The organism is Kitasatospora sp. NPDC057936, from assembly GCF_042887525.1.
Classification (GTDB): domain Bacteria; phylum Actinomycetota; class Actinomycetes; order Streptomycetales; family Streptomycetaceae; genus Kitasatospora.
On sequence record NZ_JBHVPD010000113.1, the window covers coordinates 1 to 22718 of the forward strand.

Below are 22718 nucleotides of genomic sequence, written 5' to 3' on the forward strand. Positions count from 1 at the left end.
AAAACGCTCGGCTGGAGAACCCCAGCCGAGCGCCTGCGTGATCTACTGACGACCACGTAAGCCATCAGGTGTTGCGAGGACCCCAAGAATCCGCCAATCGGACGGGGCCTTCGGCGTTCCTCAGTCGGTGGCCGGGGTGCGGCGGGTGGCGCGCAGGCCGCGGAGGCCGATGGTGCCGACGGCGATGCCGAGGCAGAAGGAGGTGACGGCGAGCAGGAGGTGGATCCAGAAGAAGGCGGTGGGCTGGGAGTGGTCGCCGTTGACGAAGGCCTGGCCGCCGGAGTCCTTCCACAGGTTCTTGACGAAGGTGGTCCAGATGACGACCGACCAGACGCCGAAGGCGGTCAGGAACCAGGAGGTGCGGCGGCTGAGCTTCATGCGGGGTCCTCGGCGGCGGTGTGGAGGCGGTGTGCACCCCCAGTATGCGCGGGCTGCCGATCGGCGTACGGCTGGCCCCTCCTGCGGAGGACCTTGCCGGTGTGGCGCACGGCGGGGGTCCCGAGTGGGTACGGTCGGCGGGTGATCGCACGCCCTCGCAAGCTCGCGCACCTGTTCGCCGCCACCGCCGTGCTGCCGGCCCTGTTCGTCGCTCCGGCGGCGGCCGCGGCCCCCTCCGCGCCGGCTCCGCCGACCGTGGTCGGCGGCGACCGGCTCGGCCAGTCCGGGGTCCAGGTCTCGCCGATGGCCGGTGCTCCGGCACTGCCCGGGGATCTGACCGGCCAGTCCTGGATAGTCTCCGACGCCGCGTCGGGAGAGGTCCTGGCGTCCTACAACCCGCACCTGCGGCTGCCGCCGGCCAGCACCTTGAAGATCCTCTTCGCGGACACCGTGCTGCCCAAGTTCGACCGCAACGCGGTCCACCGGGTCGCGGACGAGGAGATCCAGGGGATCGGTCCCGGCAGCAGCCTGGTCGGCATCAAGGAGAACCTGGACTACCGGGTCGAGGACCTGTGGCGCGGCGTGTTCCTCAGCTCGGGCAACGACGCCGTGCACGTCCTCGCGCACATGAACGGCGGCGTCCCGCAGACCGTCGCCGAGATGCAGTCGCGGGCGGAGGCCCTCCAGGCGCGGGACACCAAGGTGATCTCCCCGGACGGCTACGACATGGACGGCCAGCTCTCCTCGGCCTACGACCTGTCCCTGTTCGCGCGGGCCGGCCTGCGCAACGCGGACTTCCGGGGCTACTGCGCCACCCGGGACGCGATGTTCCCGGGCGCCGTGGACAAGAACACCGGCCAGCGCGGCAGCTTCGGCATCGCCAACACCGACCGGCTGCTGGGCAAGTACCCGGGCCTGATCGGGGTGAAGAACGGCACCACGACCAACGCCGGCTCGACCTTCGTCGGCGCCGCCGAGCGCGACGGCCGCACGCTGCTGGTGACGGTGATGCACCCGGCGTCGTACCAGAAGGTCTACGACGAGACGGCCGCGCTGCTGGACTGGGGCTTCGCCGCGGCCGGGAAGGTGCAGCCGGTCGGCAGGCTCGTGGACGAGCAGCAGCCCGGCGCCGAGCAGCCCACCGGCCAGGCGGGCGGCAGGGACGGGACGCCGGCGCCGCCGCCGCACCCGTCGGCGGCCGCGTCCGGGGTCGCGGCGGCCGGTTCGAAGGACGGGGACGACGGGATCGGCGTCGGCGGCTGGCTCGCGATCGTCGTCGGGGCGGTGGCCGGGGCCGGGGCCCTGGTGGTGCTGAAGCGCCGGACGGCCGCTCCCACCGACGGCGGCTGACGCGGCGTCGCCCCGCGGCGGCCCGGCCTCACCCCAGGGGCCGGGCCGCCGCCGTCTGCGCCTCGTCCGCGGCCGCCAGCAGCGTTCGCGCGTGTTCGCGGGTCCGCTCGCGCGCGGCGGCCGGGTCGGCCAGGGCCGTCCACGCGACGCAGTACATCAGCAGGCGGCAGACGAAGTTCATCCAGAGCAGCAGCGCCACCGGCACGCCGAAGGCGCCGTACAGGCTCTTCCCGGCCACCGAGCCGAGGTAGGACGCGAGCAGGATCTTCAGCAGCTCGAAGCCGACCGCGCCGATCAGCGCGCCCTGCAGGACGTCGCGCCGGCGCTGGCCGCGGATCCCCGCGAACGGCCCGAGCAGGTAGCCGAACAGCAGGGTGTCGCAGGCGACCGCTATCACGAGGCCGACCCCGGTGAGCAGGTAGCCGTTGTGCAGGCCGATCGCGTCGGCGATCCGCCCGGCGAGCGTCGTGCCGGCGGCGGAGGTGCCCAGCGAGACCAGCGACACCAGGCCGAGGCCGCCGAGCACGACGCAGTCCCACGCCTTGCGCAGGATCACGTTGCCGTCCTCCGCGGGCAGCTGCCAGACGTCCCGGATCGAGGTGCGCATGGTGTCCACCCAGCCCAGGCCGGAGAGCAGCAGCAGCGCCCCGCTGACCAGCCCGACGGCGCCCGCGTTGGACACCAGGGACGGCAGGTTGAGCGCGTCGGAGATGCCCGGCAACTGGTCGGAGATGCGCTTCTGCAGGTCGGCGACCCGGCTGTCGCTGAGGGTCGTGGCGGCGATCGCCAGGGCCACGGTGAGCAGCGGGAACAGCGCGAGGAAGCCGAAGAAGGTGACCGCGCCGGCCAGCCGGTTGCCGCGGGCGGCGGTGAAGTGCTCGTACACCCGGTACGGGCGGCTGCGCAGCACCCGCGCGACGAGCGGGCCGACGACCGGAAGGCGGGTCAGGAAGTCCACCCGACCGGTTATACCGGCCCGTCCCCCGAACGGCCGTCAGGCTCGACCTGCGGCGGGCGGGTTCAGCGCCCCACCAGCCGCCGGGCCCGGGCGAGCACGCGGACCGTCCGGTAGGCGCCGTAGCGGCCGTGGCTGAGCAGTTCGGTGCGCACCCCGTCCACCCCGGCGGGCGGGCGGTAGCCGGCCGGGCGCAGCCGGGCGCAGTGCTCGGCGGCACGGCGGAAGTACTCGCGGCGGTCGCCGGCCGGGACCCGGCCGGGCTTGGCGACGACGGTGTTGAGGTGGTGCAGCATCTTGCCGTAGACCACCGGGCGCCAGTGGTCGAGGTCGGGGCGCCGGTCGAGGAAGGCGAAGACCAGGTCGTACTGGGCGAAGACGTCGAAGTGCTTGCGGCCGGCGGTGGCCAGGATGTTGCCGCCCTCCTGCCGCTGGCGGTAGTGCACGCCGATCCGGTCGAGCAGGGTGATGCTCGCGGCGGCGAGGAGCGCCGGGTACGTCCAGGGGGTGTCCTCGTAGTAGCCGGCCGGGAAGACCAGCTCCTGCTCGGTGATGAACCCGCGGCGGTAGGCCTTGTTCCAGACGACCTGGAGCAGGTCGAGCAGGTCGGGGCGGGCGTCGAGGTCGAAGACGTCCGGGGAGGCGGCGCCGAAGACGTGGGCGGAGGCGGCGCGGGTGATCCGGCCGTCGACGTAGGTGCGGGCGTAGTCGTAGACCAGGACGTCCGGGTCCCCGGTGGCGGCGAGCCGGTCCTCGACGGCCCGGAGCAGGCCAGGGGTGAGCGTGTCGTCGCTGTCGAGGAAGATCACGTACTCGCCGGTGGCGACCTCCAGGCCGGCGTTGCGGGCGCGGCCGAGGCCGACGTTCTCCGGCAGGTGCAGCACCCGGACCCGGGGGTCCGCGGCGGCCGCCTCGTCGAGCACCGCGCCGCAGCCGTCCGGGGAGCGGTCGTCCACCGCGATCAGTTCGAAGTCGGGACCGTCCTGGCCGAGGACCGAGTCGAGGCACTCGGCGAGGTAGTCCTGGACCTGGTACACGGGGACGATCACGCTGAAGCGGGGCACGGGCCCCAAGCGTAGTGGCCCCCGGGAGCGCCTTGGCCAGGACGGTAGGATCGCGGTGCACGTACGCACCGATTCAAAAGTGCGGCCAGACCCCGACCCGGGCTGCCACGCTGATTCCCGAGAAAGGCCTGCGTAGCCGATGGCTCCCCGCCTCTCCATCGTCGTTCCGATCTACAACGTCGAGCGCTACCTCGTCGAGTGCCTCGACTCGATCGCCGCCCAGACCTTCGGCGACTTCGAGTGCGTGATGGTCGACGACGGTTCAAAGGACGGCAGCGCGGCGCTCGCCGAGGCCTACGCCGCCAAGGACTCCCGGTTCCGCCTGGTGCGCCAGGTGAACAAGGGCCTCGGCGCGGCCCGCAACACCGGCATCCGGCACATCGACCCGGACGCCGAGTTCCTGTGCTTCGTCGACAGCGACGACTCGATGCCGCCGAGCGCGTACGAGCTCATGATCAACACGCTGGACGAGACCGGCTCCGACTTCGCCACCGGCAACGTGCTGCGCTTCCGCGCGGTGGGCTACTACCAGTCCGGCGGCCACGTGAAGCCGTTCAAGGAGACCAGGCTCAAGACCCACATCACCGAGATCCCCGCGCTGGTCACCGACCGCACCGCGTGGAACAAGGTGTACCGCCGCTCCTTCTTCGACGCGGCCGGCCTGCTGTACCCCGAGGGCATCCTGTACGAGGACGCCCCGGTCAGCGTGCCGCACCACTACCTCGCCAAGAGCGTGGACGTGCTCGCCGAGCCGATCTACCACTGGCGCGAGCGCGAGGTCGGCGAGATGTCGATCACGCAGATGCGCACCAACCCGAAGGGCCTGATCGACCGCGTCGCCTCGGTCGAGCTGGTCCGCGGCTGGCTGAAGAAGCAGACCGAGCCGCGCTTCGCCCAGTACCTGCGCTCCTACGACGAGAACACCCTCGTCGAGGAGATCCCGATGTTCTTCTGGTCCGTCGTGGACGGCGACAAGGAGTACCGGGACGCCTACGTCAAGCACGTCAGCCGGCTGCTGCGGGCGATCGGCCCCGAGCAGGTCCGCAAGCTGCGCGCGCCGCTGCGGCTCAAGTACCACCTGACCCTCCAGGGCCGGGTCGACGAGTTCGTCGAGCAGATCAAGTACGAGGGCGAGAGCAACGGCGGCGTCCAGGCCCGCGGCCTGCTGCGCCCCTACGCCGACTACCCGTTCCTGCGCGGCGGCCGCAAGAGCGTCCCGGCCGGCGTCCTGAAGCTGGACAACTCGCTGGTCATGCGCAGCCGGCTGTACGGCTCGGCCTGGGTCGGCGGCAAGCTGGAGCTGACCGGGCACGCGTACCCGGAGCAGCTGGGCGCGGCCGGCAAGCACGACATGGTCCGCACGCTGGTGCTGCGCGAGACCAAGGGCCGCCGGGTCGTCGCCGTGCCGATGAAGACCCAGTACAGCCCCGAGGCCACCGCGAGCTGCAGCCACGACCTGTACAACTGCGACTGGGCCGGCTTCACCGTCGCCCTCGACCCGAAGAAGCTCAAGCACCGCGGGCAGTGGAAGGACGGCCACTGGCGCGTCCTGGTCGCCGGCGCGGGCAAGGGCGGCGTGTACAAGGGCCGGGTCTCGGCCGGCTGGAGCGACACCGCCGAGTACCTCCCGACGCACTGGGTCGAGCCGGACGTGCGGATCGTGCCGTGGGTGCGGGACAACTTCGTCTACCTGAAGGTGGAGACGGTCAGGGCCCGGGTGACCGGCCTGGCCGCGCACGCCGGCCGGGTGGAGGTCTCGGGCGCGGCCCGCTCCGGCGCGAGCCTCGCCGGGGCCCGCCTGCGGCTCACCCACGTCGAGTCCGACCGCGAGCTGGCCTTCCCGCTGGAGCCGGGCGCGCCGGTCGGCACGCTGCAGCCGTTCTCGGTCTCCTTCCCCGCGGCCGAGCTGACCGCCGTCCGCGAGGCCTGGGCCGAGCTGGACCCGGTGGCCGCCGAGCGTGCCCGCGACCGCTGGGACACCGCCCTGGTGCTCACCGACGGAAGCGTCGTGCCGGTGGTCTGGGACGAGCGCAACGCGCCCGAGCAGCTGCACGTCGTCCTCAACCCGCAGGCGCCGACCGCGGAGCGCCGCGCGCTCTACTCCAAGCCCTCCCCCGCCGGGAACCTGCAGTTCTCGGACCAGCTGCTCCAGCCGATCGTCGAGGAGGTCGCCTCGCGCGGCGCCGACGGCTTCCTGCTGAGCGGCTCCTTCCCGCTGCCCGACTCGCACCGCTGGGAGCTGGTCGTCCGGCACGACTGGCGCGAGGAGGAGCACGTCTACCCGGTGGAGATCACCGACGGCCGCTTCCGCACCGCGATGCCGGCCGTGCCGACCGCCTCCTTCGCCGGGCGCGTGCCGCTCGCCCAGGGCACCTGGAACGTCTTCTTCCGTCCGGTCGGCGCCCCGGTCGACGACGCCGTCGTCCTGCACGCGCTGATCTCGCCGGACTGCTTCGGCACGCTGCCGCTGGAGGTGGAGTCCCGCGGCAAGCGGATAGTGCTGGAGCGGCGCCACCACGACGGCCTGTCGCTGGAGTCGCACTCGGCCCTGCTGCCCGAGGAGCGCAGCGGCTACCGCCAGCGCCAGCTGCGGACGGCCGACTACCCGGCCGCCCGTCGGCACCCGGTGCGCGAGACCGTCCTGTACAACGGCGGCCTCGGCGGCCTCTACGCGGACTCCCCGCGGGCGATCCACGAGGAGCTCGTGCGCCGCGGCCTGCCGCTGGAGCACCTGTGGGGCAGCGACGACCTCCAGGCCGACCTGCCGCAGACCGCGCAGGCGATCCGGCTGTGGAGCCCGGAGTGGTTCGAGGCGCTGGCGACCGCCAAGTACATCGTCACCAGCACCCACCTGCCCGACTTCTTCGTCCGCCGCCCCGGCCAGGTGGTCGTGCAGACCTGGCTCGGCACGCCGCTGAAGCAGATCGGCCTGGACTTCGAGAAGGTCTGGTTCACCGACTCCAACTACCTGAAGGGCCTCGCCAAGGAGGTCCCGAACTGGAACCTCCTGGTGGCCGGCAACAGCTGGTCGGCCCCGCTGCTCAAGCGCGCCTTCGACTACAAGGGCGAGATCCTGGAGAGCGGTTCGCCCCGCAACGACCTGCTGTTCGCCCCGGACCGGGAGAAGACCGCGGAGCAGGTCCGCGAGCGCCTCGGGCTGCCCGAGGGCAAGAAGGTCGTGCTCTACGCGCCGACCTGGCGCGAGGACCGGCGCCGGCCCAACGGCGGCTACCAGATCGACCTGCGGATCGACCTGGAGGCGGCCAGGGCCGCGCTCGGCGAGGACCAGGTGCTGCTGGTGCGCCGGCACAGCGTGATGTGCGGCCAGATCCCGGACGCCGGCAACGGCTACGTCTGGGACGTCGGCAGCTACCCCGACATGGCGGAGCTGCTGCTGATCGCCGACGTACTGGTCACCGACTACTCGGCCTCGGTCTTCGACTTCGCGTCGACCGGCAAGCCGGTGCTGTTCTTCACGTATGACCTGGAGCACTACCGGGACAACCTGCGCGGTTTCAGCCTGGACTTCGAATCGGTGGTCCCCGGCCCGCTGCTGGCCACGTCCGCCGAACTCGTCTCCGCGCTCGGCCGGGTCGACGAGGTCGCCGCCGAATTCGCCGACAAGGCCGCCGCTTTCCGCGAGGCCTACTGCGACCTGGACGACGGCAAGGCCGCCGCCCGCGTCGTCGATGCGATGCTCCGAAAGGAGTAATTTTTCCCTCGAACGTCCCGAGGCGTCCGGTGCGATTGCGCACCGGACGCCTCGGCATTTCCGGGAGTTACCCGAGAGCGCCCGGATCTTTACGCCCGCATTGCACTCGAACTGGCGTTTCGTCGGCAAATTTCTCAGGAAATTCTACGAACCGTACAGTTGACCCCGGGTGTCGTCCCGGTATGGGATGTCAATTCGACTGTCACCGTTCCGGCTCCCGCCGGTCGCCAGCACCCCCCGGCCAAGCCCCACGCCGGGTTCCCGTCCCGAAGGGCTCCACCCGAAATGCCAGTGCTCACGCGGCTCGTCCTGCCCCACGCCGACCCCCGTGTGACCACCGCGCTGCCCACCCCGTCCGAGGACGCCGTCTTCGGCCTGCTGCGCGCCCGCTGGGCCGGCCGCGGCCTGGAGCTCACCGGCTTCGCCCGCCCGCACGACCAGGACACCGGCCGGGCCGGCTCCGCCTGGACCTGGCTCACCCTGCGCCACCCCGAGGACGCCCAGCCGCCCGTGCACGTGCGCTCCCGGCCGCGGCGCTTGCCCGAGATCACCGACGAGAGCGCCCAGCCCGAGCACAACCACGACTGGTCCGGGTTCACCGCCGTGATCGAGCCCGGGCGGCTGCGCCGCGGCGGCGCGTGGCTGCTGGGCGACTGGCAGATCGAGACCACCCTCTTCACCCGCCCCCGCCCCACCCGGGTGCGCCGCCAGTACGGCACGCTCGCCCCGCACTGGTGCGGCTCGGGCGAGTACCCGCCGGCCCGCTGGGTCGACCGCGACGTCCGCCTCCAGCCCCACTTCACCGACGACCGGCTGCACCTGCTGCTGGAGCGCCCCGGCGTCCGGCTCACCGCCGCCACCCCGGTCGACGGGGGCCTCGACCTGCGCGGCACCGCCGGCCACTGCCCGTCCGGCACCGTGCTGCGGCTGCGCCACCGGCAGAGCGACGCCGTCGTCGAACAGCCCGTCATCCGCACCGGCGACGCCTTCGCCGTCCACCTGCCCTACCGGCCGTTCACCGCCGAGGGACGCGGCACCGGCGACCTGGAGCACTGGGACACCGAACTGCGCCGCCCCGACGGCAGCACCGAGCAGCTCGTCGTGGACGAGCGCGGCGGCCCGGTGGCCGGCCAGCACCGGCTGCCCGGCACCGCGGACCGGGCGCTCTACCTCAAGCACCTCGCCGACGGCCGGCTCCAGGTCTGCGTCCAGCCCGCGGCCGGCCTGATCGACCGGATCGCCGTCAAGGCCGGCGCCTTCGAGCTCGCCGGGCACTGCCCCGACCCGGCCGCGGGCCGGCTGGAGCTGGTGCTGCGGCACACCGGCACGGCCGGCGAGGTCCGCCGACCGGTCGAGGCCGGCGCCGACGGCCGCTTCCGGGTGCGGGTGCCCGCCACCCGCACCGGCTCGGACGGCACCGCCCTGCCACTGCGCAAGGGCATCTGGGAGGCCGCTCTGGAGCCCGCCGACCGCTCCGGCCCGACCCGCCCGCTGCTGGCCGCGCCCGGCGCGCTGGCCGTCCTGCCGGCCGCCACCCAGGCCGGCGGCAAGCCCGTCCTGCTCCAGCGCCGCTGGCACGACACCCTGCTGGTGGACTCCACGCCGGTGCTCAGCGCCACCGAGCGCAGTGCCTGGACGCAGTCCCGCCTGCGGGCCTCCGAGTACCCCGCCGCCCGCCGCGAGCCGCTGCGCGAGGCCGTGCTGTACGACGTGTTCGGCGGCCGCGGCTACGCCGACTCCCCGCGCGCGGTGCACGCCGAACTCGTCCGCCGCGAGCTGCCGTTGGAGCACCTGTGGGTGGTCGACGACGCCCAGGCGGACCTGCCGCCCGGGGTCACCGCGGTGCGGATCTGGAGCCCCGAGTGGTACCGGGCGCTGGCCACCTGCCGGTACCTGGTCGGCAACACCCACTTCCCGGACTTCCTGGAGCGCCGCCGCGGCCAGGTGGTCGTGCAGACCTGGCACGGCTCGCTGCTGAAGCGCATCGCCCACGACGTCGAGAACCCCTGGCTGTCGGACCACGGCTACCTGGACGCGCTCGACCGCGAGACCCCGCAGTGGAGCGTGCTCGTCTCCCCCAGCCCGTTCGCCACCCCGATCCTGCGCCGGGCGTTCCGGTACGGCGGCGAGATCCTGGAGGCCGGCTACCCGCGCAACGACGTCCTGGCCCGGCCCGACGGGCGCACCGCCGCGGCCGTCCGCCGCCGCCTCGGCATCCCCGAGGGCAAGCGGATCGTGCTGTACGCGCCGACCTGGCGCGAGGACCAGCAGCGCGGCGACGGCGACGGCTTCCGGCTCGACCTGCGGATCGACGTCGACCACGCGCGCCGCGCCCTCGGCCCGGACCACGTGCTGCTGATCCGCCCGCACGCCCACGTGCGCGAGCCGCTGCCGGGCGCCGGGGACGGCTTCCTGTACGACTGCGCGGACTACCCGGACGTCCAGGAGCTGCTGCTGGTCGCGGACGTGCTGGTGACGGACTACTCGTCGATCATGTTCGACTTCGCGATCACCGGCCGCCCGGTGCTCTTCTTCACGTACGACCTGGAGCACTACCGCGACACCCTGCGCGGCTTCTACTTCGACTTCGAGACGGAGGCCCCCGGCCCGCTCGTCCCGGACTCGGCCGAGCTGGTCGGCGCGCTGCGCGGACTCGCCGACGGCGGCACCGGGCTGACCGCCGGGTACGCGGAGCGCTACCGCCGCTTCCGGGCCGCCCACTGCGCGCTGGACGAGGGCGGCGCGGCCCGCCGGGTCGTCGACCGGATGCTCGAACTCACCCGCACCGCCAGCTGATCCGGCCGCTCAGGCCGCTCGGGCCGGTCCGGCCGTTCCCGCGGGTCCAACCGGTTCAACGGTCCGGCCGGTCCGGCCGGTTCACGCGAAGGAGTAGCTCCGCCAGGGCCGCCAGACCTCGTCCGCGTCGAACCGGGAGAGGCCGAACCCGGGCACCGTGAACGCCGCCCGGAAGCCGCGCGCCTGCTCGTACGCCTGGTCCAGCACGTCGTCCGGCAGGCCGTGCGCCACCGTCACGTGCGGGTGGTAGGGGAACGCCAGCTCGCGGGCCAGCGGGCCGGAGCGGACGTCCGCCTCCAGCAGCCGGCACTCCTGCGCGCCCTCCTCGACCCGGACGAACACCACCGGGGAGACCGGGCGGAAGGTGCCGCCGCCGCGCAGCAGCATCCGGAACGGCCGGTGCGCCGCGGCCACCGCCGCCAGGTGCTCCTCGATCTTGGGGAGCTCCCCGGCCGGCACCTCGGTCGGCGGCAGCAGCGTGACGTGCGTCGGTATCGACCGGGCGAGCGGATCGCCGTGCCCGGCCCGGGCGTCCTGGATCCGCGCGCCGAACGGGTCCGGGACGCTCACGGACACGCCGATGGTGACGACCTCGGGGAGGTCGCCACCACCGGGCAGGCGTGTGAGGGGAGTCACCGCTTGGCGGCCGGGAGGAAGCCGATCCGGTCGTACACCGTCTCCAGCGTCTGCGACGCCACCTCGCGGGCCTTGTCCGCACCGAGCGCCAGCACCCGGTCCAGCTCGGCCGGGTCGTCCAGGTAGGTGCGGGTGCGCTCCTGGAAGGGGGTGACCCACTCGGTGAACAGCTCGGCCAGCTCGGTCTTCAGGGCGCCGTACATCTTGCCCTCGAAGTGGGCGACCAGGTCCTCGACGGACCGGCCGCTGAGCGCGGAGTGGATCCGCAGCAGGTTGGAGACGCCGGGCTTGGCGTCCTCGTCGTAGGAGACGACGGTGCCGGTGTCGGTGACGGCGCTCTTGAACTTCTTGGCGCTGACCTTCGGGTCGTCCAGCAGGCTGACCAGGCCCTTGGGCGAGGAGGCCGACTTGCTCATCTTGACGGCCGGGTCCTGGAGGTCCTGGATCTTCGCCGTCTCCTTGAGGATGTACGCCTTCGGCACCGTGAAGGTCGGGGTGTAGCGGGAGTTGAAGCGCTCCGCGATGTCCCGGGTGATCTCCACGTGCTGGCGCTGGTCCTCGCCGACCGGGACGGCGTCCGCCTGGTAGAGCAGGATGTCGGCGATCTGGAGGATCGGATAGGTGAACAGGCCGACCGTGGTGCTGTCGGCGCCGTAGCGGGCGGACTTGTCCTTGAACTGGGTCATCCGGGAGGCCTCGCCGAAGCCGGTGAGGCAGTTCATCACCCAGGCCAGCTGCGCGTGTTCGGGCACGTGCGACTGGACGAAGAGCGTGCAGTGCTCCGGGTCCAGGCCGGCGCCGAGCAGCTGGGCGGCGGAGATCCGGGTGTTCTCGCGCAGGGTCGCCGGGTCCTGCGGCACCGTGATCGCGTGCAGGTCGACCACCATGTAGAAGGCGTCGTTGTCCTTCTGGAGGTCGACCCACTGGCGCACCGCGCCGAGGTAGTTGCCGAGGTGGAACGACCCGGAGGTGGGCTGGATCCCGGAGAGCACCCGAGGACGGTCCTTGACCGGACCAGTGACCGCTGCGTTGACCATGCGGGCCATTGTTCCAGTTCCACCGGGCGGTCAGGAAACCTCTGCCCCTGGAGGTTCCGACAGTGTGACGGCACTCACCCTGACCCGGGCGATCCGCCGGCCCTCCAGCTTGGCCACCGTCAGCAGCACCCCGCCGCCGCCCTCGACCGGCACCCGCACCTGGTCGCCGTCCCTGGGCAGCCGGCCCAGCGAGGCGACCAGGCAGCCGGCCACCGTCTCGTACGGGCCCTCCGGGAGGGCGACGCCGGTCTCCTCCGCGAAGTCGCCGAGGTTGAGCAGGCCGTCCAGCTCCATGCCGCCGCCGGCCAGCCGGCGGATGGTGGCGGTCTGCGGGCGGTCGTACTCGTCCCGGATCTCGCCGATGACCTCCTCGACCAGGTCCTCCAGCGTGACGATGCCCGCGGTGCCGCCGTACTCGTCGACCACGATCGCCAGGTGGTGGCCCTCCCGGCGCATCTCGCCCATCGCCTCCAGCACCAGTTTGGTGCCGGGCAGCAGCTTGACCGGGCGGGCCAGGTCGCGGACCTTGGCGGCCTGCTCGCCGCGCGTGCCGTACAGGTCGCGGACGTGGACGAAGCCGACCACGGCGTCGGCGCTGCCCTCGACCACCGGGTAGCGCGAGTGCGGCGAGGTCTCGGCCTGGTGGCGGACGGCGGTCAGCGCGCGCTCGGCGTCCAGGAAGGTCACCTCGGTGCGCGGGACCATCACCTCGCGCAGCTGCCGCTCCCCGGCGGAGAACACGTCGGCGATCAACGCCCGTTCGTCGCTGCCGAGTTCGGTGTTGGCGGCGACCAGGCCGCGCAACTCCTCGGAGCTCATCGAGCCGCGCCCGGCGGTCGGGTCGCCGCCCAGCAGCCGGACCATCATGTCGGTCGAGTGTCCGAGCAGCCAGATCACCGGCCGCAGCACCGAGGACATCACGTCGACAACGGGCGCGGCGGTCACCGCGATCGACTCGGCGCGCTGCAGGCCGATCCGCTTGGGGGTGAGCTCGCCGAGCACCAGCGACACGTAGCTGATCACCAGGGTGAGGCCGACCAGCGCGACGGCGTCCGCGACGCCCCGGGTGAGCCCGGCCCGCACGAACAGCGGGGCGACCTTGCCGGCCAGCGTGTCCGCGCCGAAGGCGGCGGACAGGAAGCCCATGCAGGTCACGCCGACCTGCACGGCGGCGAGGAAGCGGTTGGGGTCGGCGGCCAGGTGCGCGGCCCGGGCGGAGCGCCGGGTGCCCTGCGCCTCCAGCGTCCGGATCTGGCCCTCGCGCAGCGAGATCAGCGAGATCTCGGCGACGTTGAAGAGCCCGCCCAGGAGGATGAAGACGAGGACGAGCGCCGCGTCCCCGATGGTTTCGTTCACAGCGCGCCAGTGTAAGGCGACGGCCCGCCGCTTCCCCGGGAGGGAGGCGGCGGGCCGTCGAAGAAGCCGGTCGGCTCAGATGAGGCCGAGCTCCTGGACCGCGTCGCGCTCCTCGGTCAGCTCCTTGACCGAGGCGTCGATGCGGGCGCGGGAGAAGTCGGAGATCTCCAGGCCCTGGACGATCTCGAACTTGCCGTCCTTGGTGGTGACGGGGAAGGAGGAGATCAGGCCGGCCGGGACGCCGTAGGAGCCGTCGGAGACGACGCCCATCGAGGTCCAGTCACCCTCGGCGGTGCCGTTGACCCAGGTGTGCACGTGGTCGATGGCGGCGTTGGCGGCCGAGGCGGCCGAGGACGCGCCGCGGGCCTCGATGATGGCCGCGCCGCGCTTGGCGACGGTCGGGATGAAGTCGTTCTCCAGCCAGGCCTGGTCGCTGCCGACGGCCTCGAAGGCCGGCTTGCCGGCGACCTCGGCCTGGAAGATGTCCGGGTACTGGGTCGCGGAGTGGTTGCCCCAGATGGTGACGCGCTTGATGTCCGAGACCAGGGCGCCGGTCTTGGCGGAGAGCTGGCCGACGGCGCGGTTGTGGTCCAGGCGGGTCATCGCGGTGAAGCGCTCGGCCGGGACGTCCGGGGCGTTGCGCTGGGCGATCAGGGCGTTGGTGTTGGCCGGGTTGCCGACGACCAGGACCTTGATGTCGGCCGCGGCGTGGTCGTTGATGGCCTTGCCCTGCGGGCCGAAGATGCCGCCGTTGGCCTGCAGCAGGTCGCCGCGCTCCATGCCCGCGGTGCGCGGACGGGCGCCGACCAGCAGGGCGACGTTGGCGCCGTCGAAGGCCACGTTCGGGTTGTCGGTGATGGTGATGTCGCGCAGCAGCGGGAACGCGCAGTCCACGAGCTCCATCGCGGTGCCCTCGGCGGCCTTCAGGCCCTGCGGGATCTCCAGGAGGCGCAGGTTCACCGGCACGTCGGCACCGAGCAGGTGGCCCGAGGCGATGCGGAAGAGCAGCGCGTAGCCGATCTGGCCGGCTGCTCCGGTGATGGTGACGTTGACGGGGGTGCGGGTCATTTCTACCTTCTCCAGCAAATCGCCAGGTGCCCCAGGCACACCGGCACTGGAGCCGAGGATGGTCTCTCGACATCGAGAGACCGGCGTCAGGTTATCGCAAAGGGAAGCGTACGCCGCGTGCGCGGGCGTGGCTGATGCGTCACAACGGCGGAACGCCCGGCGGGCACGCGGACGGCCCCCGCCCGGAGAACCCGGACGGGGGCCGTCTCGCGGCGCGGTGGCGCGGGATCAGTGCTTGGGACGCCCGATCAGCTGCCCGATGTTGTCGAGCAGCGGGAACTCCAGCCACGGGTTCGGCTGGGCCACCAGCGTCAGCAGGACGATCGCCGACCCCAGGAAGCCCAGCACGATCACGTCGGTGAAGCGGCTGCGCACCGCGAGCATCCCGACCTCGGGCAGCACCAGCCGCAGGACGGCGCCGAGCAGCACGCCGCCGCCGAGGATCAGCAGCCCGAACTTGAAACCGTCCTTGAAGTCGGCGAACCAGGTGACCGCGAGCCCGGCGCCGACCACCAGCAGGACCAGCGTTATCGGCCACTGCCGCACCGGCAGGGCGTGCTCGCGCCCGAGGGCCGCGGCCGAGCCCTCCGGCGGGATGGTGCCGGTGGTCTTGACCGGCCGCTGCCGGGACCGCGCCGCGGGTCGTGGGTCACTCATGTCCGCCGCCTCCCGGAGGTGTCAGACGCCGGCGCGGCGCTCGGCCGCCTCGACGATGTTGTTGAGCAGCATCGCGCGGGTCATCGGGCCCACGCCGCCCGGGTTCGGCGAGATCCAGCCGGCCACCTCCGCCACGCCCGGGTGCACGTCGCCGACGATCTTGCCCTCGCTGCGGCTGACGCCCACGTCCAGGACGGCCGCGCCCGCCTTGACGTCCTCCGGCTTGATCAGGTGCGGCACGCCGGCGGCGGCCACGATGATGTCGGCCTTGCGCAGGTGGTAGGCCAGGTCCCGGGTGCCGGTGTGGCACAGGGTCACGGTGGCGTTCTCGGAGCGGCGGGTCAGCAGCAGGCCGATCGAGCGGCCGACGGTGACCCCGCGGCCGACGACGACCACCTCGGCGCCGTTGATCTCGACGTCGTGGCGGCGCAGCAGCTCGACGATGCCCAGCGGGGTGCAGGGCAGCGGGCCCTGGATGCCGAGGGCGAGGCGGCCGAGCGAGGTCGGGTGCAGGCCGTCCGCGTCCTTGTCCGGGTCCATGAGCTCCAGGACCGGGTTCTGGTCCAGGCCCTTGGGCAGCGGCAGCTGGACGATGTAGCCGGTGCAGGCCGGGTCGGCGTTGAGCTCGCGGACGACGTCCTCGACGTCCTGCTGGGTGGCGGTGGCGGGCAGCTCGCGCTGGATCGAGGCGATGCCGACCTCGGCGCAGTCCTTGTGCTTGCCGTTCACGTACCAGCGGCTGCCCGGGTCGTCGCCGACCAGGACGGTGCCGAGGCCGGGCGTGACGCCCTTCGCCTTGAGGGCCGCCACGCGGACGGCGAGTTCGGACTTGATCGCGGCAGCAGTGGCCTTGCCATCGAGAATCTGGGCAGTCATGACCCCATTCTCCCGGATCGCGGCAAGCCTCCGTACCAGGGCACCGGACCCGCTCCGCCGGGGCCCGCGGGAGAACGGGACGGACACGGAAGGCCGGTACCGCGTTGCGGTTGCGCCACAGTCTCGCCACCGCCGCGGGGGCGGCTGGACACGGCACTCCCGTCCGGTCGACGATATGGGGCACGGCCCTGCCGCGACCGGCCCGGTGACGGGCCGACGGACACCACGGCGGGGCGCACCCGGGGGAAAGAAGCAGTGAGCCGACCACACGACACAGCGCCGTCCAGCGCGCCGCAGCCGTTCCCGCTCGCTCCGCACCGGGCACGTTCCTGAGCCGCCGGCGCTCGGCACCGCGGCACCGTCGCCGTGCCGCCGACGCGCCCGACCGGCGTCCCGTCCGTCCGGCACCCCGACCCGCCGGCCGGCTCCGGGCGCTCCGCCGCCCCGTCCCCACGTCCCCGTAACTGCCCGGAGGCTTCGATGAGTTACCCGCCCGACCCGAACAACCCGTACGGCCAGCCGCAGCAGCCCGGGTACGGCTACCCGCAGCAGGCCCCGCCGGCCGCCGGGTACGGCTACCCGCAGCCGGCCGCGCAGCCCGTGTACGGGTACCCGCCGGTCGCGCCCCAGCGCATGTCGATGCCGGGTCTGATGGTCACCGCCCGGGTGTTCCTGTTCATCATCGGCGCGGTGCAGGTCTTCATCACGGCCGGTCTGCTGATCGGGGCCGCCGGCGCCAAGAAGGTCGCCAACGAGCACACCACCGGCAGCGACACCGCGATCTTCGGCAACGCGGCGGCGAGCGTCCTGCTGGTCATCGGGGTCGTCTACCTGCTCGCCGCGGTGCTCTCCATCACGCTCGGCGTGAAGTTCGGCAGCGGCGGCCCGGCCACCCGGATCACCACCATCGTGTACGGCTCGATCGCCCTGCTGCTCGGCCTCGGCGTGCTGGTCAGCTCGATCACCGGGGGCGCCAACTCCCAGGTCGCGGGCGCCGCGGCGGGCGCCGGGGTCGGGGTCGGGGTCGGCGTGCTGTGGATCGCGATCTGCGTCCTGTGGATCGCCGCGGTGACCACCCGGGACGGCGTCGCCTGGTTCAACCGGCCGCGCTACTGACCGGCCCGCCCGCACGGCGACGCGGAGCGGCCCGGCCCCCTCTCGGAGGGAGCCGGGCCGCTCCTGCGTTCCGTCACGCCGTCAGTGGAAGAAGTGGCGCGCGCCGGTGAAGTACATCGTCACGCCCGCCTTGGTGGCGGCCTCGACGACCTGCTCGTCGCGGATCGAACCGCCGGGCTGCACGATCGCCCTGACGCCCGCGGCGATCAGGATCTCCGGGCCGTCCGGGAACGGGAAGAACGCGTCCGAGGCCGCGTACGAGCCCTTGGCCCGCTCGCCGGCCCGCTCGACCGCGAGCTTGCACGAGTCCACGCGGTTGACCTGGCCCATGCCGACGCCGACCGAGGCACCGTCCTTGGCCAGCAGGATCGCGTTGGACTTGACGGCCCGGCAGGCCCGCCAGGCGAAGGCCAGCTCGGCCAGCTCCGCCTCGGACAGCGCCTCGCCGCTGGCCAGCGTCCAGGTCGCCGGGTCGTCGCCCTCGGCGTGCACCCGGTCGGCGTCCTGGAGCAGCACGCCGCCGGAGACCGGGCGCACCTCCTGGCGGTTGACCGGGGCCTCGGGGGCGAGCAGCACCCGCAGGTTCTTCTTGCGGGCCAGGACCTCGACCGCGCCCTCCTCGTAGCCGGGGGCCACGACGACCTCGGTGAAGATCGGGGCGATCTGCTCGGCCAGCTCGACGGTGACCGGGCGGTTGACCGCGATGACGCCGCCGTACGCGGAGACCGGGTCGCACTCGTGCGCCTTGCGGTGCGCCTCGGCGACGTCGGCGCCGGTCGCGATGCCGCACGGGTTGGCGTGCTTGATGATCGCGACGGCCGGCTCGGCGTGGTCGTAGGCGGCGCGGCGCGCGGCGTCGGTGTCGACGAAGTTGTTGTACGACATCTCCTTGCCGTGCAGCTGCTGCGCGCCGGCCAGGCCGCCGGTGCCGGCGCTGTACAGCGCGGCGCCCTGGTGCGGGTTCTCGCCGTAGCGCAGCACGTTCTGCCGCTCCCAGGTGGCGCCCAGGAACTCGGGGAAGCGCTCGTCGCTCGGGGCGTAGCCGGCCTCGAACCAGGAGGCGACGGCCACGTCGTAGGCGGCGGTGTGGGCGAACGCCGCACCGGCCAGGCGCTTGCGGGTGGCCAGGTCGAAGCCGCCCTCGCGGGCGGCCGTCAGCACGTCGCCGTAGCGGGCCGGGTCGACCACGACGGCGACCGACGGGTGGTTCTTGGCGGCGGCGCGGACCATGCTCGGGCCGCCGATGTCGATCTGCTCGACGCACTCGTCCGGGGTGGCGCCGGAGGCGACGGTGGCCTTGAACGGGTAGAGGTTCACGACGACCAGGTCGAACGGCTCGACGCCGAGCTCGGCCAGCTGAGCGCGGTGCGACTCCAGGCGCAGGTCGGCGAGCACGCCGGCGTGCACGCGGGGGTGCAGCGTCTTCACGCGCCCGTCCAGGCACTCCGGGAAGCCGGTCAGCTCGGAGACCTCGGTCACCGGGACGCCGGCGGCGGCGATGCGGCCGGCGGTCGAGCCGGTGGAGACGATCGCGACCCCGGCGGCGTGCAGGCCCTGGGCCAGCTCCTCCAGACCGGTCTTGTCGTACACGCTGATCAGCGCACGACGGATCGGACGGATGTTCTCCGAAACGGGGGGCGTGGTGGAGCTGGCACTCATGCCGGGATCCATACCTTTCGGTCCTCGATGCGGTGACCTTCGCGGGCCAGCCGGCCCACGACGTCGACGAGCAGCTTGCGCTCGACAGTCTTGATGCGCTCGTGCAGCGCTTCGCCGCCATCGGCGTGATCGGCGTCGGCGACCTCGACGACGCCCTGCGCGATGATCGGCCCGGTGTCCACCCCGGCGTCGACCAGGTGGACGGTGCAGCCGGTGACCCTCACCCCGTACGCGAGCGCGTCGGTGACGCCGTGGGCGCCGGGGAAGGACGGCAGCAGCGCGGGGTGGGTGTTGACGATCCGCCCCGCGAAGGCCGCGATGAACTCGGGGCCGAGGATCTTCATGAAGCCGGCCGTGACGACCAGGTCCGGCTCGTGGGCGGCGACGGAGGCGGTCAGCGCGCGGTCCCAGTCGGCGCGGTCCGCGTGGTCCTTGACCCGGTGGACGAAGGTCGGCAGGCCCGCCCGCTCGGCTCGCTCCAGACCCGCGATGCCGTCGCGGTCCGCGCCCACCGCGAGGATCTCGGCCCCGTAGGCCGGGTCGGCGGCGGCGTCGAGCAGCGCCTGCAGGTTGGTGCCCGAGCCGGAGACCAGCACCACCAGGCGGGCCGGTCCGGGCGTACGGGGCGGGAAGAGCTGGGCGGGGGCGGCGGCCACTGCGCGATTCTCCGTAGGTCGGGCGCCGCCCGCTGGTACGTCCACCGGCGGTGGGGCCACTACGAACGGCAGGTCGAGCGAGGGGGAACACCAGGAGAACCCGCCGCGACGCGGGCCCCGGGGAACCTCTGTGAGCTGCTGACCGTCACCACGATAACGGCTGGTCGGACGGCCCCCGAACCCTCCGGCCGGGGCTACGCGCGTAGTTGAGACGGGGATCTCCCCGCGCCCGGCCCGGCAGGCCGCCGGGGGCCCGTCGGACCGCTGCGGGATCATAGGGGCACGGGCACCCGCCCCACCGACCGAGAAGGAATGGCGGAAACCATGAGCAGCGGTGACAACCCCGGCGAGCGCAACCCCTTCGCGCCGCCGCCGGCGGATGCCCCGGACCAGCCGTGGCAGCCGCGTGCCCCCCGGTCCGCCGACGGCGGCGACGGCCCCGACGGCGAGGGCCCCGGCCGGTCCGGCGGCGACGGCTGGCAGCCCCGCCCGCCGGCCCCGCAGCCGCCACGGCTCGACCCCACCGATCCGGCCCAGCGCAAGGCCCGCAACGCGGCGCTCGCCGGGCTGTTCGCGCTGATCTGCGTGCTCGCCGGGGTCACCTGGGTGGCACTGTTCGTCGGCGCGCTCGGCATCGTGTGGGGCATCGGCGCGATGCGCGCCCCCCGGCCGGCCACCGCCGTGGGCGTCGCGCCCGCCGGGCCGAACCCGCTCACGCCGGCCGCGCTCGCCGGGGTGCTCACCGGCGCGATGACCGTCGTGGTGGCGTCCTCGGTGATCGGCCTCGGGCTCTACTACGACGACTACGTGACCTGCGTCCGCGACTCGCTGACGACGGTCGGCGCCGACAACTGCAGCCGGCTCGCGCCGCAGTGGTACGTCGACCTGGTCGGGAACGGCCGGAACTAGGACCGGCCCTTTCCGCTCGGAGGGCCGCGGCGTCAGGGCGTGTCCAATCGCAGGGCGGAGGCTGAGGGACATCGGCCGCCGACGACGACGCGGCGACGTGCGCTCCCTGGCGTCGCGGCGCCCGGCCTGAGCCGAAAGGACACGCCCTACGGTCGATCCTCCGACGCCTCGGGGGCGCTTCCGCTCAGCCGCAGCACCGCGCCGTGCGCGCGGGCACGCAACTGCCAGCCGCTCCGGCGGGCGCGGCCGGCCAGGCCCGCGAGGACGCCGGCTCCCGGAGCGGCCGGGCCCAGCGCCCGGTGGCGCGCCAGCAGCGCCCCGGGCACCACCACGACGACGAACCAGCCCGCCGCCGCAAGGCCCGCCCACCACGGCGCCGGCCCCAGCCGGGCCATCCGGCCGCCCGCCAGCGCGCCGCCGGACAGCCAGCCCAGCGCGGCCGCCCCGGCACCCGTGAGCAGTGCCGCCAGCAAGGCCGCCACGGCCGTCGCGGCCGGCTCCCACGCGCGCCGGGCCGCGGCCCGGCCGAGCAACACCGCCGGGACCGCCCCGGCCAGGACGGGGAGCGCGATCGCCGCGAGCCGCCAGCCGCCCGGGCCGGACTCCGGGAGCAGCGCGAACAGCGGGAAGTCCGGCACCGGCCCGAGCGCCGTGCCACCCGGCGCCACCACCGTCCCCTCCCCCACGGCGAACCCCGGCCCCAGCGCGTACGCCGCTCCCCACAGGACCGCGTTCGGCAGGAGCACCACCGCCAGCAGCACCAGCCCCGCGACGGCCGTCGGGCCCCGGCCCAGCACCGCCATCCCCCGGCCGCCGCCGGTCACCGCGTCCGACACCGCCGCGACGGCGACCAGCACTCCGCCCACCGCCACCAACCCGGCCCCCGCCGCGAGCGCCGCACGGCGGACGGCTTCCGCGCAGTCCGCCGGACGGGCGTGCTCGGGAAGGCGGCCGAGGAGGCGGCTCGCGAACACGGCCCCGAGCACGTCGGAGTCGTCCGGCTCGTCCGGCTCGTCCAGCTCATCCGGCCCGTACGACGCGTAGGGCTCGTAGGGCTCGTACGCCCCATAGGGCTCGTCGGGCTCGCGGACCTCGCGCGTCGACCGGGCCCCCGCGGTGACCGCGAGCGCGGCCAGCAGCCCGACCACCAGGACGTCCGGCAGCACCCGGGTGCGGAACAGGCCCGCTCCCGCGCAGTGCACCACGACCACGACCGCCACCCCGCAGTAGCCCGCCCACACCGCCACCGGGCCGCCCCACCACGACCGCAGCCCCCGCCGCGCCGACACCCGGGCGCCCGCCCGGAACAGCTGAACCACCGCCAGCAGGCCGATGAGCAGCGGAGTGACCGTCAGCGGCGCCCCCGCTCCCCCGCGCAGCAGCGGCGCACCGTGCCCCAGCAGCCACAGCGCCCCCGCGAGCCGCGACGCACCGGCCGCGTCGTCGTCCGCGTACGGCGTCACCACCCACAGCCCGAGCACCGGCACCCCGACCACCGCGAGGCCGACGAGCGCCGTCCGCACCCCCGCCAGGAGGTCGGCCAGGGCGGGGCGAGCACCCAGTTCGCCCGGCACCTCCAGGATCGGACGGCCCATCAGCTGCGTCATGCGCCTCATGGTGCCAAGGCGACTCGCCATGCTCCGTGAAGCGGCAAACCGCCGTCGTGTCCCAGATTATTGGCTTATGCGCATTTTCAGACCCTGCCCCCAAGCCGCCGGCGGCCCGACCCGGAGCGTCTGATGACCACGCCACCCCGCACGCGGAAACTGACCCCCCGTGAGGCAGAGGCCCTCGCCCAGCTCGTCGCCGGGCACCCCCTGCCCCGCGGCACCCGCGCCGCCCTGCGCCGCGCCATGGAGAAGCTGGGTGCCGCCACCGAGGCCGAGGCGGTGGCCCTGGCGAAGCGCCTCGGCGCGGACCCGGCCGAGGCGCCGTCAGCCGTCCGGCGGAAGCCCCCCGCCGAGGCCCAGGCCGAGACCCCGGCCCCGGCCAGATCTGCTGCCTCGGCCAAGACGGCGGCCCCCGCCAAGAGGGCGGCCCCCGCCAAGACGGCCGCCCCGCCGGGCGAGCGCCCCCGATCCGCCGCCCGCGCCGAGGAGCAGCCGCGCCGCGAGCCCGGCAAGGCGCCCGGCCGCCCGACCGAAGGCACCGGCAGCGGCCTGGCTGCCCGCACCGGCCCCGCCCCCGCCCCCGCCGAACAGCGGCGGATCCCCGCGAAGCGCCGCGAAGCCGGCGCGGAGCAGCGGCCCGGCGCGCGGCCGGCCGACCCCGGGCCGCGGACGGGCGCGCGCGACGACGCCGGCCCGGCAACGTTCGAGGAGCTGTACGAGGCCTCCCACACGCGGCTCGTCCAGCAGGTCTTCCTGCTGACGGCGTGCCGGCACCGGGCGGCGCACTGCGTGCGGCGGGCGTTCGGGGAAGCGCGGCGCGCGTGGGACGCGGTGGCGGGCTCCGGGAATCCGGAGGCGTGGGTGCGGGTGCGGGCGTCCGAGC

The 22718-nt window shown here is 73.8% G+C and carries 17 protein-coding genes and 1 pseudogene; 6 read left to right on the forward strand and 12 right to left on the reverse strand.

The genetic code is table 11. The annotated features are described in order from the left end of the window. Positions 1–120: 120 nt before the first annotated feature. A complete protein-coding gene (locus ACFVU9_RS39020; RefSeq protein ID WP_380439021.1) occupies positions 121–378 on the reverse strand; it encodes an SCO4848 family membrane protein in 258 nt (85 codons plus the stop codon). Between the two features lie 141 nt (positions 379–519). Between ACFVU9_RS39020 and ACFVU9_RS39025 the strand changes: the two genes are divergently transcribed. Further along, on the forward strand, positions 520–1728 hold the full coding sequence (locus ACFVU9_RS39025; protein ID WP_380439019.1) for a D-alanyl-D-alanine carboxypeptidase family protein: 1209 nt from the start codon (positions 520–522) through the stop codon (positions 1726–1728). A gap of 28 nt (positions 1729–1756) precedes the next feature. Here the strand turns inward: ACFVU9_RS39025 and ACFVU9_RS39030 are convergent, their stop codons facing one another. Together ACFVU9_RS39030 and ACFVU9_RS39035 are read right to left on the reverse strand one after the other, a co-directional pair. Then, positions 1757–2686 (reverse strand): YihY/virulence factor BrkB family protein, encoded by a 930-nt coding sequence (locus tag ACFVU9_RS39030; protein WP_380498952.1) that lies wholly within the window; start codon positions 2684–2686, stop codon positions 1757–1759. A 62-nt stretch (positions 2687–2748) separates the two neighbouring features. Further along, complete coding sequence (locus ACFVU9_RS39035; protein ID WP_380439015.1) at positions 2749–3747, reverse strand: glycosyltransferase family 2 protein; 999 nt, start codon at positions 3745–3747, stop codon at positions 2749–2751. 139 nt (positions 3748–3886) lie between these two features. Here ACFVU9_RS39035 and ACFVU9_RS39040 point away from each other — a divergent pair, with 139 nt between their 5' ends. Next, a complete protein-coding gene (locus tag ACFVU9_RS39040) occupies positions 3887–7459 on the forward strand; it encodes a CDP-glycerol glycerophosphotransferase family protein (RefSeq protein ID WP_387601834.1) in 3573 nt (1190 codons plus the stop codon). Positions 7460–7744: 285 nt separating this feature from the next. Continuing rightward, the gene (locus tag ACFVU9_RS39045) at positions 7745–10255 is read left to right on the forward strand and encodes a CDP-glycerol glycerophosphotransferase family protein (RefSeq protein ID WP_387601837.1); all 2511 of its coding nucleotides are present in this window, start codon (positions 7745–7747) and stop codon (positions 10253–10255) included. Positions 10256–10336: 81 nt separating this feature from the next. On the opposite strand, the gene ACFVU9_RS39050 is transcribed toward ACFVU9_RS39045, so the two are convergent. The 6 genes from ACFVU9_RS39050 to ACFVU9_RS39075 all read right to left on the reverse strand — a co-directional run bounded on the left by ACFVU9_RS39050 (position 10337) and on the right by ACFVU9_RS39075 (position 15885). After that, complete coding sequence (locus tag ACFVU9_RS39050) at positions 10337–10891, reverse strand: 2'-5' RNA ligase family protein (RefSeq protein ID WP_380439009.1); 555 nt, start codon at positions 10889–10891, stop codon at positions 10337–10339. Beyond that, complete coding sequence (gene trpS, locus ACFVU9_RS39055) at positions 10888–11928, reverse strand: tryptophan--tRNA ligase (protein ID WP_387601841.1); 1041 nt, start codon at positions 11926–11928, stop codon at positions 10888–10890. Before trpS ends, ACFVU9_RS39050 begins: the two co-directional genes overlap by 4 nt. Positions 11929–11958: 30 nt before the next feature. After that, positions 11959–13284, reverse strand: coding sequence for a hemolysin family protein (locus tag ACFVU9_RS39060; protein ID WP_380439005.1), 1326 nt, complete (start codon positions 13282–13284; stop codon positions 11959–11961). A 75-nt stretch (positions 13285–13359) separates the two neighbouring features. Then, entirely contained in the window at positions 13360–14352 is a 993-nt protein-coding gene (locus tag ACFVU9_RS39065; RefSeq protein WP_380439003.1) for a malate dehydrogenase, read from the reverse strand. Between the two features lie 228 nt (positions 14353–14580). Further along, positions 14581–15009: a DUF3017 domain-containing protein gene (locus tag ACFVU9_RS39070; RefSeq protein ID WP_380439001.1), complete on the reverse strand. Its 429-nt coding sequence runs from the start codon at positions 15007–15009 to the stop codon at positions 14581–14583. 21 nt (positions 15010–15030) lie between these two features. Continuing rightward, entirely contained in the window at positions 15031–15885 is an 855-nt protein-coding gene (locus tag ACFVU9_RS39075; protein WP_380438999.1) for a bifunctional methylenetetrahydrofolate dehydrogenase/methenyltetrahydrofolate cyclohydrolase, read from the reverse strand. 480 nt (positions 15886–16365) lie between these two features. On the opposite strand from ACFVU9_RS39075, the gene ACFVU9_RS39080 reads away from it, so the two are divergent. Beyond that, the gene (locus ACFVU9_RS39080) at positions 16366–17001 is read left to right on the forward strand and encodes a hypothetical protein (RefSeq protein WP_380505449.1); all 636 of its coding nucleotides are present in this window, start codon (positions 16366–16368) and stop codon (positions 16999–17001) included. 81 nt (positions 17002–17082) lie between these two features. On the opposite strand, the gene purH is transcribed toward ACFVU9_RS39080, so the two are convergent. Next, positions 17083–18660, reverse strand: coding sequence for a bifunctional phosphoribosylaminoimidazolecarboxamide formyltransferase/IMP cyclohydrolase (gene purH, locus ACFVU9_RS39085; RefSeq protein WP_387601846.1), 1578 nt, complete (start codon positions 18658–18660; stop codon positions 17083–17085). Next, on the reverse strand, positions 18657–19316 hold the full coding sequence (gene purN, locus ACFVU9_RS39090; RefSeq protein WP_380438993.1) for a phosphoribosylglycinamide formyltransferase: 660 nt from the start codon (positions 19314–19316) through the stop codon (positions 18657–18659). Before purN ends, purH begins: the two co-directional genes overlap by 4 nt. 324 nt (positions 19317–19640) lie before the next feature. On the opposite strand from purN, the gene ACFVU9_RS39095 reads away from it, so the two are divergent. Beyond that, positions 19641–20225: a hypothetical protein gene (locus ACFVU9_RS39095; RefSeq protein ID WP_380498959.1), complete on the forward strand. Its 585-nt coding sequence runs from the start codon at positions 19641–19643 to the stop codon at positions 20223–20225. Between the two features lie 146 nt (positions 20226–20371). On the opposite strand, the gene ACFVU9_RS39100 is transcribed toward ACFVU9_RS39095, so the two are convergent. Beyond that, positions 20372–21832: a DUF6350 family protein gene (locus ACFVU9_RS39100; RefSeq protein WP_387601849.1), complete on the reverse strand. Its 1461-nt coding sequence runs from the start codon at positions 21830–21832 to the stop codon at positions 20372–20374. Between the two features lie 132 nt (positions 21833–21964). Between ACFVU9_RS39100 and ACFVU9_RS39105 the strand changes: the two are divergent. Beyond that, positions 21965–22718, forward strand: a pseudogene (locus tag ACFVU9_RS39105) (hypothetical protein); the annotation flags it as partial.